This is a genomic window from Pseudomonas abyssi (assembly GCF_002307495.1).
In the GTDB taxonomy this organism is placed as follows: domain Bacteria; phylum Pseudomonadota; class Gammaproteobacteria; order Pseudomonadales; family Pseudomonadaceae; genus Halopseudomonas; species Halopseudomonas abyssi.
Genome location: NZ_NTMR01000017.1, coordinates 79,051 through 92,825, shown reverse-complemented (window position 1 = coordinate 92,825; position 13,775 = coordinate 79,051). Strand labels below are relative to the sequence as shown.

Annotated in this window: 16 protein-coding genes; 8 read left to right on the top strand and 8 right to left on the bottom strand. The window is 56.4% G+C overall.

The genetic code is table 11. The features are described 5' to 3' along the window. Positions 1-42: 42 nt before the first annotated feature. Both CNQ84_RS13755 and CNQ84_RS20395 read left to right on the top strand, forming a co-directional pair. Complete coding sequence (locus tag CNQ84_RS13755; RefSeq protein ID WP_096005423.1) at positions 43-345, top strand: hypothetical protein; 303 nt, start codon at positions 43-45, stop codon at positions 343-345. A gap of 301 nt (positions 346-646) precedes the next feature. After that, positions 647-991 (top strand): hypothetical protein, encoded by a 345-nt coding sequence (locus CNQ84_RS20395; protein WP_133065903.1) that lies wholly within the window; start codon positions 647-649, stop codon positions 989-991. 136 nt (positions 992-1,127) lie between these two features. Here the strand turns inward: CNQ84_RS20395 and CNQ84_RS13750 are convergent, their stop codons facing one another. The 4 genes from CNQ84_RS13750 to gspH all read right to left on the bottom strand — a co-directional run bounded on the left by CNQ84_RS13750 (position 1,128) and on the right by gspH (position 3,534). Next, entirely contained in the window at positions 1,128-1,832 is a 705-nt protein-coding gene (locus tag CNQ84_RS13750; protein WP_096005422.1) for a hypothetical protein, read from the bottom strand. Positions 1,833-1,994: 162 nt separating this feature from the next. Then, a complete protein-coding gene (locus CNQ84_RS13745) occupies positions 1,995-2,681 on the bottom strand; it encodes a prepilin-type N-terminal cleavage/methylation domain-containing protein (RefSeq protein WP_096005421.1) in 687 nt (228 codons plus the stop codon). After that, positions 2,681-3,046, bottom strand: coding sequence for a type II secretion system minor pseudopilin GspI (gene gspI, locus CNQ84_RS13740; protein ID WP_096005420.1), 366 nt, complete (start codon positions 3,044-3,046; stop codon positions 2,681-2,683). Before gspI ends, CNQ84_RS13745 begins: the two co-directional genes overlap by 1 nt. Positions 3,047-3,048: 2 nt before the next feature. Next, the gene (gene gspH / locus CNQ84_RS13735) at positions 3,049-3,534 is read right to left on the bottom strand and encodes a type II secretion system minor pseudopilin GspH (RefSeq protein ID WP_096005419.1); all 486 of its coding nucleotides are present in this window, start codon (positions 3,532-3,534) and stop codon (positions 3,049-3,051) included. Between the two features lie 149 nt (positions 3,535-3,683). On the opposite strand from gspH, the gene CNQ84_RS13730 reads away from it, so the two are divergent. Next, entirely contained in the window at positions 3,684-4,139 is a 456-nt protein-coding gene (locus CNQ84_RS13730) for a hypothetical protein (protein WP_096005418.1), read from the top strand. A gap of 9 nt (positions 4,140-4,148) precedes the next feature. Here the strand turns inward: CNQ84_RS13730 and CNQ84_RS13725 are convergent, their stop codons facing one another. The 4 genes from CNQ84_RS13725 to CNQ84_RS13710 all read right to left on the bottom strand — a co-directional run bounded on the left by CNQ84_RS13725 (position 4,149) and on the right by CNQ84_RS13710 (position 6,808). Beyond that, a complete protein-coding gene (locus tag CNQ84_RS13725; protein WP_096005417.1) occupies positions 4,149-4,487 on the bottom strand; it encodes a hypothetical protein in 339 nt (112 codons plus the stop codon). Positions 4,488-4,506: 19 nt separating this feature from the next. Continuing rightward, positions 4,507-5,517, bottom strand: a complete 1,011-nt coding sequence (locus CNQ84_RS13720) for a FecR family protein (RefSeq protein WP_096005416.1) — start codon at positions 5,515-5,517, stop codon at positions 4,507-4,509. A gap of 30 nt (positions 5,518-5,547) precedes the next feature. Next, on the bottom strand, positions 5,548-6,036 hold the full coding sequence (locus CNQ84_RS13715; RefSeq protein ID WP_051610880.1) for an RNA polymerase sigma factor: 489 nt from the start codon (positions 6,034-6,036) through the stop codon (positions 5,548-5,550). A gap of 85 nt (positions 6,037-6,121) precedes the next feature. Further along, positions 6,122-6,808, bottom strand: a complete 687-nt coding sequence (locus CNQ84_RS13710) for an STN domain-containing protein (RefSeq protein ID WP_096005415.1) — start codon at positions 6,806-6,808, stop codon at positions 6,122-6,124. Between the two features lie 473 nt (positions 6,809-7,281). Here CNQ84_RS13710 and CNQ84_RS13705 point away from each other — a divergent pair, with 473 nt between their 5' ends. From CNQ84_RS13705 to CNQ84_RS13685, 5 genes are read left to right on the top strand one after another with little or no spacing between them, the layout of a single operon-like run. Beyond that, complete coding sequence (locus CNQ84_RS13705) at positions 7,282-8,892, top strand: ShlB/FhaC/HecB family hemolysin secretion/activation protein (protein WP_096005414.1); 1,611 nt, start codon at positions 7,282-7,284, stop codon at positions 8,890-8,892. A gap of 60 nt (positions 8,893-8,952) precedes the next feature. After that, entirely contained in the window at positions 8,953-10,824 is a 1,872-nt protein-coding gene (locus CNQ84_RS13700) for a DUF2341 domain-containing protein (RefSeq protein ID WP_096005413.1), read from the top strand. A 12-nt stretch (positions 10,825-10,836) separates the two neighbouring features. After that, complete coding sequence (locus CNQ84_RS13695) at positions 10,837-11,259, top strand: ExbD/TolR family protein (RefSeq protein WP_096005476.1); 423 nt, start codon at positions 10,837-10,839, stop codon at positions 11,257-11,259. Between the two features lie 29 nt (positions 11,260-11,288). Further along, on the top strand, positions 11,289-12,005 hold the full coding sequence (locus tag CNQ84_RS13690; protein ID WP_036989886.1) for an energy transducer TonB family protein: 717 nt from the start codon (positions 11,289-11,291) through the stop codon (positions 12,003-12,005). A gap of 52 nt (positions 12,006-12,057) precedes the next feature. Next, positions 12,058-13,755: a putative porin gene (locus CNQ84_RS13685; RefSeq protein WP_096005412.1), complete on the top strand. Its 1,698-nt coding sequence runs from the start codon at positions 12,058-12,060 to the stop codon at positions 13,753-13,755. Positions 13,756-13,775 lie beyond the last annotated feature (20 nt).

Genomic DNA, 13,775 nt, shown 5'->3' with positions numbered 1-13,775 from the left:
CCGCAGCGTTAATTCTTGACTGTAAACGATAAGGAGATAGGTATGCCTGATATCAAGAGAAGTGATCTGAACTACCACGATTATAGTTGGGTGGCTGTGCCGGGCGATGACCCGACTAAAACAAAGGACGACGCTGGCCGTTTTAGCCGTAAAGAAGGCTATGAGGTGTTGACGTTGTTGAACTCACTAACGGGCAAAAATAATTCTGATCTTTCGGTACGAACTCGGCAGATTTGTGAATGGATGATTCACGAGAAATTACCATCTAATATTCAGGGGCGATCGCAGGTTATCAGCTGGATTGCAGAAAACTACACCAGTTTATCCGGCTATTATCCGCACTGAAACTGAATCGATCGAGGCTTCATCGCTACTGGTGAGTGACCTGAAGAAGTGAGTGATGGAACGGTTAAAATATGTAAATGAAAATAAACCCACCCCTAAAGGGAATGTGGTTCTAGAAAAATAGAATATTTTTTCATGTGGGTGGTGGGCGAGAGTCTGACAGTGATGTCTGTTCTGAGTGTAATGCAAGGGCAAGGAATAGGCATGTCAGACTATCGTGTTATGTGTTAAAGCAATTCCAGTAATTGTTTTTCCGGTACGCGTGTGGCTGTTTGTATTAATTATATTATCCGGGGTGTGTATGATAAGACTAGGTCGTGAGAACGAAATAGCTGATGAGTATTTCTCTCAAGCCAATGGCACGGCATCGATACTTCTGGTTTCGCTGGGTTATACCTCGCTGCAATTTGATCAGCCGCAACCATTCGCTGCGTTTGCTATATTCATATCTTTGGCTTGGCTTTTCTCGGTTGGAGGTCCCTATAGGAGGATTCTTAAATCTTACCTTCCAGATAATGCGCCGCCAGCTCGTTATTTTTACATTGCTTGGAGGTTGAAGATATTTATTGTAAGCCTGGCGTTCGTTTTGGCTGTTGCATTGGGAATGACTGCTGAGAATATATATTCTGTGCTGGGCTATAATTAGCCATAGAATAGTTTGCTCAAGCCCCTGCCTTGAGCAATCTGGCTTGCTCGCGGGCTGAGGGAGTCAAGCTCGAGTGCTTCCTTGAGACAGGGTTTTATTATATCGATCAGTAACAATAGTGTCGTTGCGGACTATGTCAATTGCCCTGTTTTTTAGACCATTCATACTCAATCCTGATGTTTCGCTCTTCACCTTTGTTCCATACTTGGTTGTACCACGTCGAGTTCCATCTTTTGGACCCGGTTTGCTCATAGTCGAGCATGCGCTCAAAGTCGATGGTCGAGTGAAAGTTGTTCATGTCCAGGTTGAACTTACCCAGTCCCATACTGACGTGGTCAGCCTTGATAAAGTCCATGGCCAAGCGGGCAAAGTCGTTGGCCTGCGTCTTCAATGAGTGCGAGCTGTTGAGCGCTTCGGTTAATACACCCATTTCATACTCGCTGAGTTTGTCACTACGCTCCAGCACTATAAGATTGCCTTCAGCATCAAGAGAAAAACCAAAGTCCTTTGCTGCCAGGGCGGGATTGCTTTTCTCCAAATTGGCATGGATCTGGTCCCAAGCCGATTTCATGCCGTTCTGCGTCGATCCCATTGCTTTTGAAAGCTTTGACGTCTCCTCGTGGACCTTGTAGACATTTCGGGCCTCTATACCATAGACCTCTAAGTGTTCACTCGATCCGACTGGAGCATGTGATTCAGGGTAGTTCACATCAACCACGGTTGAGGCGATGGTCGGCGTTACCTGGTCTACGATGGACTCGATGCTGGCTTCCGCACGTTCAAGCTTTGTGGTGGCCGTGTTGGTGTGCAGGTTGCTGAGTTGATTGGCAATAACGTCCACTGTTTGGCTCCTGTTCGACTCGGTTGTAGGTAGTTTAACGGCCGAGTACGGGCGAGCTTTAGGGCGCTGGGTCTGCGGGCTTTTCAACGATGCAGTTATTCGGGTGTCAAACTGGTTGCGGTCCCCAAGGACGCACCGGTCGTTTAAGTTCCTTCATAGCTTTTACTTCAGCGCCAAAACCCTGCGGTAATGCGTGACCGGCCCGGCGCTGCGGCGGGTGCCCAAGCGGATTTCCAGACCGGACGCCGGGGTCAGGGAGCGACCTGTGGCAGGCAGTTGCCGCCATCCTTGCTGTGGCTCCCAGGCGCGGATATCAAAGGAGGCAACGCCTTCCAGTACGGCGACCTTGTCTGCGTTTTTGGGAGTGGGTAGGGGGTAGCTGTTGGTCGGCTGGCCTGCGCTGCGGTAGAGCGTGCCTGCCTGCAGCCACCAGCGAACCCGTTGCCATTGGCCCGGTGCTGCCGGAGCGGCACGTACCAGTTCCAGCTGGAGTGGGATCTGGTTCAGGCGCCGTACATCCATGCCTACCGGTAGCAGAGACATCAGCGGCGCTTGAGGTTGCAGTGTTGGCTTGTCCGGCGTTGTTTCGGTGCCTTGCTCTGGCATGTCCAAGGCACCGGCGGGCAGTTCAGTGGTGGTGCGCCAGGCGAGGTCATGCTCCAGTTGCTGCAGTGTATGCATCAGGCGAGTGTTTTCTTCGCTGCGCATTTCCAGCTGTGTGTTGGCGCGGGTCATGCTGTCCAGGCCGCGCCAAGAGATGAGGCTGATGACGGCCATGATCATGATGGCAATCATGACTTCTATGAGGGTGAAGCCGTGTTGCCGGGAGCTTCGCGTAATGAGCGTCATCAGCGGGCCTCGGGTAGCCATGTTTGCAGGGAGGCGAGTTGTCGGTCGCTGTTGCGGGAGCCATAGACACCCACGGTGATGTGGCGGGCTCCTTGTTCAACGGAGCCAATCTGCAGTCGGCAGATGAAGTCGTGCTCCCCCTGGGGGCATTCAGCCTGATGTACTCCGGCTGGGGGGAGGGTGCTGATGCGAATTTCGTTCAAGCTGTTCTGAGCGGATAACATGGCCAGGGATTGCTGCTCGATATGGCTCATATTGGTCGCAGCTTGGCTGGTAACCCTGGCGAAGGCGGCGAGCGCTACGCTGATGATGGCCAGCGCGATCAGTACCTCGATCAGAGTAAAGCCTGTCTGTTTTACCGTCATGTCTATTGCACCCTGTAGCTGCCGGTACCATCGCGAACGATGGCGACGTTATGCTCGCCACTGCGCAATTCGAGCTGGAGTGGGGCACCTATCCATTCGGATGTCAGCAGCAGGGGTGTCTCTGGGGATACGTCGACTTGTCCGGCACGCCATTGGCGCGGACGTAGTGCTTCGTCGTTGGCAAAGCGATCAAGCTCACCGGCTGTAGTTACCACCGGCACAACACTGCCCGGGGCGGCGGTCCAAGTGCCACGCACAAACTGATAGCCATCACCGAGCGCTTGCCAGGCAATGACGCGCCCGTCCAGGCGTACTTCGTTTTGCGCCGTGGTCAGCCGCAGCGCCAGTTCGCGTGCATCCTGCCTCAGGTTTTCAGCTGGGTCGGGACTCATGTTGATGCTGATGGCGGCCGCTGCTATGCCGATGATGACCATCACGACCATTATTTCGATGAGCGTAAAGCCGCTGATGTTGCGCTGGCTTATCATAAAGAGCGGTGCCCCTACGTGGTGGTTGGGAGAGTCCGTCTGTGTCGTTTGCTGATATTACGGACTGAATGTGGCGTTGACATTAAATGCACATATAAACCTGCTATTGCTTGGGATCGGCTGATCACCATGTTGAAGGAGTTGCGACAATGTCCGTTAACTGGAAGCTACCGTCGGCGGTACCCCTGGAGCGCCTTGTGCATGTGGCTGGTTTTCTGGCTGTGGCAACAGGGGTGGGTGTTTGGGGTTATTTGTTGTTTCAGCCCGCTGAAACAATAGCGCCTCAGGACGTAGAAATGCCTGCTATCGTAGCTGACGCTGCCGGCGAGGCGATGGCCGGCTGGTTCGGATCAGAGCCGGTGCGCCTGGATGTGGAGGTTATCGGTCTGGTGCGCAAGCCGGATCGCGCTGTTGCTGTGTTGTCAGTCAATGGCGCTCCACCGCAGGCATATATGGCAGGTGAGTCGTTGATGACTGATGTGGTGCTGGCCTCGATCGATCGCGATGGGGTAACCGTTGAGCGTGCCGGTGTTGTCTCGCAGATAGCGGCTCCCGCTGTACCTGATTCAGGTGTGGAGGGAATCAGGCGTGTGCCCAAAGCATAAGGTTTTGGCTCAGCGCGGTGGGCGTTGCGGTTTGGCTGAGTGACCCAGGTTGTTGCCCATGCGGTTGCGCAAGGCTGATTGGCTGAACTGGCCGATTGCGTTCGGTTGGCGTTTGGCGACATCCGCCGAGTCGAGTGCAGGGTTGTGTGTCGGGTGCGTCTTCTGTGGCTCTGGCGTCATCATCCGCGTATAGCAGTCCAGCGGTAATGCGCGTTGGCCGTCCACCACTACCTCGATGCAGGAGTCGGCTTCTGCCTGACTGGTATCGTCCGCATAGGCCGCTACCGCACTGAATAACGAGCAGGCGGCCAGGCAGAGCCATAACTGTCGGCGAAGGAATATATTCATTGTCGGGCCTCCATCTGAGTCAGGTGAGTACGACGACGCTTCCGGGCAGCGACAGGCTCTTGATACCGTAGACACTGGTCATCAGGGTTATTACCTCATCGAGCCTGTCCAGTTCAAATCGTGCTTGTACGCGGCGTGCTGCAACTTGAGAGTTGAGCAACAGGATCTTGCCGGGGCGATAGCGATTGATTTCCTCGACCACTTCACCCAGAGGGGTGTCGTTAAAGACCAGCACACGATTTACCCAGCTGCCGACATCGTTCGCGTCGACCTTAACCGGTGTGGAAAATGATGATGGGCTGTAACGCACTTGTTCGCCGGGACCGATGCTTTCGCGCCGGCCCTGAAAAGATACTTGTGCCATACCCTGCAGACAGGTGACATGCACACTGTCATTGATATGTTTGATATTGAGGTGCGCGTCCGTACTGTGTATTTCACCGCCTGCTGCGTGGATGCGAACGTCGTCGAACGAGGAGCTGCACTGTACATCCACTTCGCCACTGAGCAATCGCAAGTGGTGCTGGTTGGTGCTCGATCCGGTATCCAGGAGCTCAACACGGGTCAGGGTATTCAGGGTGACGGCAATGTCTGAGCTGATATCCAGGCGCCGCAGTTCGCCGCGTGCAGTTTTGATGCTGCTGTCAAGATCCAGCGAGATGCCTGAACGCATGCCCATGTGGGCGACGACTGCTATGCCAGCTACGCCCGCCGCGGCGGCAATGAAGCGCCGGCGGCTGAGCTGGGGTGGTTGCTGCTGTTTGGGAGGCTCGGAAAGTTCGGCTGCGGGGCCGATAAGACGCCAGACACGGCTGGTCTCTGCAAATGTGCGGGCGTGCAGTTTGCTCAGGCCACACCAGCGTTTGAATTCGTCGGCTTCCTCCGGCGTCATATCCCCGGCTGTGATGCGCAGCAGCCAGTCATTCGCCTGGCTCTGAATCAGCTCTGGGTCTAACGGGGTTGGCTCGGAAGTGTGATCGTCAGGACTGGGCGGCATAGAGGGGGTCTGGGTTGATGGATCCTTACGCATCCTTGCCTGCGAAGGGGGACAAACGAGGTATCAAGTCGTGGCCTTGGAGCTTACAGCAAATTCCAGAGCAGATTTTAGCTCTTTTTCGATCGTTCGGGTAGAAACGCCAAATCGCTCGGCCAGCTCCTGTTTCGAGACACCATACAGGCGGTGCGCGACAAGTATCTCTCTCCGGCGGGAGGGGAGGTTATCGAGAGCCCGGTTGAGTTGCTTTATTTCATCGGCAACGAAGCTGTGTTCTTCTGGGCCGAGCGCGTCGTCGGTGAAGTGCAGGAGTGCTTCGGTATCGACATCAAAAATTGCCTGACGGCGGAACTCACTGATCGATATATTCTTGGCCATACGAAAGAGATAGGCCAGTGGCCTGGTGACAGTCACGGGTTTAGCCTGCTGCAGCTGTATCCAGGTGTCATGCAGAATGTCATCAGCCTGATGATAGCTGCCTAGGTGTGCCCTCAGGCGATTGCGCAATTCTGAATAGTTATTCAGATATACGTTTTTAATTGTCTTTTCAGGCATAACCGTAACCGACTTCCTACCACCGAGTGGATTCAGAACCAGATGCGAGACGGCCAATGTGGCAGAAAGATATTACAGCCAGGTTTCAGGCGGAGCAGCCGTTGCTGATATTAGCGGGTAGCAATAACAGTGTTATAGGTTGCGGCATGCTCCCTGATGAAGCGGGAAACGTCAGAGATCGCAGTGCGTCCAACACCTGTTTGTCCCGCTGTGAGTCGTCGGTCTGCTTGACCAGCCTGAGTGCGTCAACGCTGCCCTGGGGGCTCAGCCAGGCTTGTATCAGCATGCGGTAGTTGCCTTCTGGCAGTACGTCGGAATGGCAGATGGCTCGTTCAAGGGTGCGCTGGAATGCTGTAACGCGTTGGCTGACGTGCAGTGCGACAGGGGGCACCGGCTGGGCGGGTTTAGGCTGTTGTTGCGTGCGCGGCCTCAGGGTAAATGTGCGGGAGCTCGCGTATTGGGCATCGAGCCCAGAGTGGACAATGAGTTGCTGTAGTGCTTGCTGTGCTGTGAATGAGCCTTGTGCCCCGGGTGAATGCTGATCGGCGATCAGGCTGCGATCGAGCAGGACATTCAGGCCTGTAACCTCTGTGTATTCTTGCAGCGCGGTCTCCAGAGGCTGTGCGGGGATATCAAACTCCAGCAATGTCTGTCCGCGATGTAAGGACTGCTGCTCACTGGCAAGTGTGACTGCTGCGGAGCACCAGCTCAGCAGCATGAAGCTGACGTAGAGCAGAGCACAACCATGGCGGGTAAGCAGGAGGGTAGGCACATTGATCCTCGAGGACGCAGCGACACTGCATCCAGTATTTTCAGTACTTTAACTCAGACAACCTGTCACCCTAATCTTCAAAAAAGATCTTGGCTGGATAGAGTTTGCGACATTTCCATGTCAATCGTGTGACCAGTGCTGGCACATGGCCTGTGGAGCTGCATCCAAGCTCTCAATCTCTCTTATCTCCAACTTGCCGTTGTGTTCATCATCTGGAAGTCATCTGCAAGTGCCAGCATGAATTTCATCTGTGGCAAACCAACGCTATTTCGATAGGGCTGGAAAATAAAATTATGAAGTTTCGGTGACAAAGCTTCGCTGTTGTCCCTTCTCAAACGACTACCTAGGTGTGACCGGAGTGTCAGTTTTGAGAGCGCCTGCCACAGGGCGTCATGTAGCGATCGCCAAGTGACCAGGGAAACCGTCATCGACGGCGGGAGCTTTATTGTTTCACCAGGAACCGAGTCCATTCAATGTATGACTTCGAGAAAGGAAACAGGTTGCCATACCTGTTGGTAGGGCTGCTGGCGGTGCTGCCTTTGAGTGTGTCAGTGGCCTATGCAGAGACGCAGGATGCCACGGCCACGCAGGGGCCTCAGGTCAATATCAATGAATACATCGTGCGCGGTAATACCGTACTGACCGCTCGGGAAATCGAGCGGGCGGTTTATCCGTTCCTGGGTCCACAACGCAGATTGGCGGATGTGGAGAGCGCCCAGCAGGCGTTGCAGGAAGCCTATCAGAGCAAGGGCTATCAGTCGGTCTACGTTGAGCTGCCGGAGCAGCAGGTTACCGGCGGGGTGGTCATTCTCCAGATCATGGAAACCCGGGTAGGCCGTGTGCGGGTGGTGGGCGCCAAGCACTCATCGCCGCTGGCGATTCGCGAGGAAGTGCCAGCGCTGGCTGAGGGTGGCGTGCCGGACTTTGATCTGGTGCAGGATCAGCTTACCGAGCTGGGTCGTACCGGCCAGCGGCAGGTCATGCCGATGATCAAGGAGGGGCAGGTTCCCGGCACCATGGATGTCGAGCTGACGGTTGAGGACAAGAACCCCTGGAGCGGCAGCCTGACGCTGAACAACGATTACAGCGCGGATACCGAAGAACTGCGCTCGGTCGCCACCCTGGGGCATTCCAACCTGTGGCAGAAAGGCCACAGTGCCTCGTTGACGTTCTTTACCGCCCCTGAAGATACCAATAATGCGGAAGTCTGGTCCGGCAGTTACAGCGCGCCCTTGAGCGAACGTTGGAGCCTGCGTTTTTCCGGTTACTACTCAGAAAGCGATGTGGCTACGGTGGGCGGTACTAACGTGCTGGGCAAGGGGCATTCATACGGGTTGGCAGCCATCTACAGCCTGCCATTCAGCGATAACTGGATGCATTCGGTGTCGCTGGGGCTGGATAGAAAAAGTTTCGATGAGTCGGTGCGGTTTGGCGAGGATGCGGATGATGTGCCGATTGAATACACGCCCATCACCCTGTCCTACAACGGCTATCACTTCAGCGAGCGGCGTTCAGGCAACTTCGGCGTGACCCTGGTCACCGCGACCGACAAGCTGATCAGTGGGGGGAGTGACTGGGAAGAGTTCTGGTACAAGCGCTACAAGGCGAGCCCGGACTTTTCTGTTCTCAAAGGCACCTTCGGCCTGACTGAAACATTGCCCCATAACTGGGAGCTGGCCAGCAAGGGTGAATGGCAACTTGCCAGTGGCCCGCTGGTATCCAATGAGCAGTTTTCGGCGGGTGGCTCCTATTCCGTGCGGGGCTATCTCGCGGCAGAACAGTCAGCGGATGACGGTTACATGCTTTCCGCAGAGTTGCGCACCCCCTCGATCAAGAGCTGGCTGGACCTGCCAGTGAGTGAGCTGCGTTTCCATGTCTTTGTTGAAAGCGCCCAGATGCGGCTGCGCGATGCCATGGAGGAGCAGGAAGACAAGTTTGATCTTGCGAGTGTCGGGGTGGGGGCTCGCCTACAGGTCACTGACTGGCTGCATGGCAGTTTCGACCTGGGTTATCCGCTGGTCGAAGGACCGGAGACCGACAAGCACGATGCCCATGCGCATTTCAGCGTGACGGCAAGCTTCTAATAATCAAGGTGCTGAGCGCCTCAATCTACTAACACTGGATCGTTTTCGGAGTGCTAGAACATGCAACGCCTATTGATGATTTTCCTTGTGTGCCTGAGCACCTTGTTGCCGTCAGTCGCACACGCCTGGTGGCAACAAGACTGGGATTACCGCAAACAGATTTCCATTGATACCACGCCCGAAGGTGGAGCGATTAATGAGCGAGCAGGGCGCGTGCCCCTGCTGGTGCGTTTGCATACCGGCAACTTCGTCTTTGATGGCAACCAGGAGAATGGCGGGGATATCCGTTTTGTTCTGGCGGATGACCAGACGGTACTCAATCATCAGATCGAAAGCTTTGATCCGCTGATGGGGATGGCCCAGGTGTGGGTGGATGTGCCGGCGGTTGAAGCGGCCCAGCGCCAGGATATCTGGATGTACTACGGCAACGCGGATGCGCCGGCTACGTCCAATGGGCAAGTGACCTTTGATCCTGACTACACCCTTATCTACCACTTTGATGGCTCTGCCGGTGTGCCGGCACGCGATACCACGGCCTATGGTAACCACGCTCAGACCTCGGTGGTGTCGCTGACGGACGGGGTGGTGGGCCGTGCCGCGCAATTTGTCGGTTCTGAACCGCTGATGTTGCCGTCCAGCCCGTCGCTGGCGATTCCTGCCGGTGGCTCCTTCAGTTTCAGTGCCTGGGTGCGTGCGGATCAACCGGCTGGTGAGCAGTTGGTTTATGCCCGTCGTGACGCTGGTAATACCTTGCTGATCGGTACGAGTCAGGGCGTGCCCTTTGTTGAAGTCAATGGCCAACGCAGTGCGCCGGGGCAACCGTTGACGGCAGGGTCCTGGCAGCACCTGGCGGTGACCGCCAGCGCTGATCAGCTGACGCTGTATGTCAATGGCCGGCCCAGCAGCAGTCTGGCGGTGGCACTGCCGCCCTTGAGCACGGTAACCGCCATTGGTGGTGATGTGCCTGGGTTTAACGCCAATGCGACACCTGTTGCCGAGAGCGCAGAGGATGCTGCTGCAGGTAGCGCAGCGGGTGCGCCCGCTGCTCAATACACCGCTTTTGTCGGTGCCATTGATGAGTTGCGTCTGTCCAAGGTGGCACGGCCGGCGGCGCTGGTGCAGGCAGACTATCTTGCCCAGGGCTCGGACTCGCTGCTGGTGACCTATGGTGCGGACGAGCAACAGTCGGGCTTCGATTTTGGCGGCCTGGGCTTTCTGTTCAACGCGGTGCCCTTTGATGCCTGGATCATCCTGGCGATTCTGGCGTTCATGTCGATTCAGTCCTGGATCATCATGATCAACAAGAACCGCAGCGTTACGCGTATGGCCCGTGCCAATGATGAGTTCCGCGAGGCGTTTTCCACCGTTGGAACGCGTCTGGAATCGCTCAGGGATGACAACAACCTGGCTGCCCGCATGCAGCACTCCTCGACCTGGCGTCTCTACGGCGTGGCCATCAACGAGCTGCGCACCCGTCGTGAGCAGGGCATGGATACCCGCACCCTTTCTTCAACCACCCTGGATTCAATCCGCGCTTCGATGGATGTGCAGCGGACCCTGGAGAACCGTCAGTTGAGTTCACGTTTGGGCATCCTGTCCAACGCCATTGCCGGTGGCCCGTACATCGGCCTGCTGGGTACGGTGCTGGGGATCATGGTGGTGTTCCTGGGCGCGGCGATGGCCGGCGACGTCAACATCAATGCGATTGCACCGGGCATGGCGGCCGCGCTGCTGGCTACGGCTGCCGGTCTGTTCGTCGCGATTCCGGCCCTGTTTGGTTACAACCGCCTGGCCGGGCGTAACCGTGAAGTCGGTGCCGATATGCGGATGTTTACCGATGAGTTCGTGACCCGTCTGGCGGAAGTCCATGGCGGGGATGGCGGTACTGAGGTGGCTCAAGCCAAGCACAGTGCACAACAGGTTCCTGCTTGAGGAGAGATGACCATGGCATCAATCAATAGATCGGCTGACGAAGACGATAGTGATGGCCCGGTAAATGACCTCAATATCACGCCGTTGGTAGACGTGCTGATGGTGGTGCTGGTGATGTTCATTCTCACCGCCACGGCGCAGGTATCGGGTATCCGGGTGGATTTGCCCAAGGCCAGTTCATCGGTGTCGCTGATGGAGTCAAAGACCAAGGCGATTTCGGTCAATGACGCGGGGCAGGTGTTCCTGGATGCCTATCCGGTGACCTTGCCTGAGCTGGAAGACCGGCTGCGCACTGAGAAGGCGCTCAATCCTGACTTCCCGGTAATCCTGCGCGGCGACTCTCTGGTGCAGTACCAGAAGATTGTCGAGGTGCTTGATATGTTGCGCCGCCTGGAGCTGACGCAGGTCGGTCTGGTTACGGGCAAGCCCAACTAAACACAGAATTGTAAGTGACAGGGAACACCATGCCGTTGCAATCACCGCAGTCAAAGGGCCCCCGCGATAAGCGGCCCATGCTGGGCTACCTCAAGATGGGGGTTGGCGTTCTGGTTGTGGCCGGGCTGGGCTGGCTGGTCTGGGAATGGATCAGCGATACCAGCTCGGTGCGCCGCGAATTGCCCAAGCCGACCATGATCGTGCCGCTGCCGCCACCCCCTCCGCCGCCACCGGAGCCGGAGAAGGTGCCGGAGCCCGAACCTGAACCGGAAGAAGTGGTGGAGCCTGAGCCGGAGCCTGAACCCACGCCGGTGGAAGAGCCGCTGCCGGAAGATCAGGAGCCCACCCCTGCGGATGATCAGTCCGAAGCGATGCAGATCGACGGTGAAGCCCAAGCGGGGGGCGACGCATTCAATATCGCTGCCGGTTCCGGGCGCGGTATGGGGGGATCGGGTGCAGGCCGCGCAGGTAATGCCACCTACGGGCAGTACCTGGCGCATAACTTCCAACGCATCCTGCGTGACAACGACGATACGCGTCATCAGAGCTTCCGGGTGCAGGTCAATCTGTGGCTGAACGAGGCCGGACAGATAACCCGAGCCGAGTTGCTCAGATCCAGCGGTGATGCGGATATGGATAACAAGGTTATTGCGGCGTTACGCAACGCGCCTGCCATGGAGCAGCGTCCGCCGGCATCCCTGAAATTACCTGTACGTGTGTCCTTGCAGGGCAGGCGACCAGGCTAACAGCGACCGTCCATCCCTTTATTGATCAGCTTTTATCAGGAGCAGTGCGAGCATGAATTTTCAACCGAACCGACTGGCCGCTGTTGTTGCCGTCACCCTGGCGTTGTCGGCGGGCCACAGTATGGCTCAGGCACCCTCGGAAAACGCAACCATCAACCTTATCCGCTTGCTGGTTCAGCAAGGGGTGCTACCCGCTGATCAGGCTGATGCGCTGGTGCGTCAGGCCGAGCAGGAAGCATTGCAGGCGCGTCAACAGAGCCAGCAAACCCAGCAGAGCACGGGTGTGACGGCGCAGGCGGGGGATGTGCGTGTGCCCTACATTCCCGAAACCGTGCGCGATCAGATTCGTGATGAGGTGAAGACCGAGGTCATCGCCCAGGCGAAGAGTGAGAACTGGGCTACGCCCAATACCTTCCCGGACTGGGTGTCGCGTATCAAGGTGGATGGGGACGTGCGCATACGCAACGAATCGCGCTTCTTCGATAGCTCCAACAGCCCGGAGATCATCGATTTTCAGGAGTTCAATGCGGACGGACCTTATAACGTCAACACCGATAGCGCGACGTATTTGCCGCCCATATTGAATACCCGTGAAGACCGCAAGAATCGCTTCCGCATCCGGGCTCGCCTGGGCATTACGGCGGCCTTGACTGATCACTGGTCAGCAGGTGTGCGCCTGGCCAGTGGAAGTGATGACAGCCCGGTGTCCACTACCCAGACCCTCGGTGGCGGTATGAGCAAGAAGGATATCTGGCTGGATCAGACCTGGTTGCGTTGGCAGTCAAGGAGGGGCGATAACATCACCCTGGGGCGTGCCTCCAACCCCTTTATCTCTACCGATATGCTGTATTCCAATGACCTGAACTTTGATGGTATCTCCGGGACCATGGCACCCATTGAAGTGGCAAATAATTTTTCACTGTTTGGAACGGTGGGGGCCTTTGCCCTCGAATATGGCTCGGATTCCTGGCCGTCCAGCAGTACCGACAAAGGCGAAAGCGAAGATAAATGGTTGTTTGGCGGTCAGTTAGGTGCCCAATGGAAGCTCAACAGTCAGGATCAGTTGCGCGGTACCCTGGCGTACTACCACTTTGACAATATCGAAGGCCAGCGCTCTTCCCCATGTGAACTCTATAGCGGTGCGCCTGCCTGTGACACCGACTGGTCACGTCCGGAGTTCATGCAGAAGGGCAACACCCTGTTCCTGCTGCGCGATATCGCTCTGGACCCCAGTGATCCCGCTGCCACACCCTTGCCGCAATATGTTGGTCTGGCCTCCGAGTTCAACCTGCTTGACCTGAACATGATGTGGGATACCACCGTATTCGACAATCTCAGAATGCGTCTGCAGGGTAACTACATTCTTAACCTCGCTTACGACGAAAGCGACATGTGGAAGCGTTCGGAAGGTCAGATCATCAATAACTTTGATGATGACGATGATTATGAAAGCGGCGATATGGCCTGGATGCTCCATGCGAGCCTGGGTAACACCTTGGATAGCCTGAAGCAGGGCGACTGGAACATGTTTGCCGGGTACAAGTACATCGAGCCGGACGCGCTGCCGGATGCCTACAACGATTCCAGCTTCCACCTGGGTGGTACCAACGCCAAGGGCTATTACCTGGGCGGCTCCTACGGTCTTGACGATAACGTCTACGCCCTCGGCCGCTGGATAAGCACCGATGAAGTCTATGGTGCACCGCTTTCCATAAACCTGCTGCAGGTTGAGCTCAATGCGCGCTTCTAACCCCCGTCAGCATCGGAGTG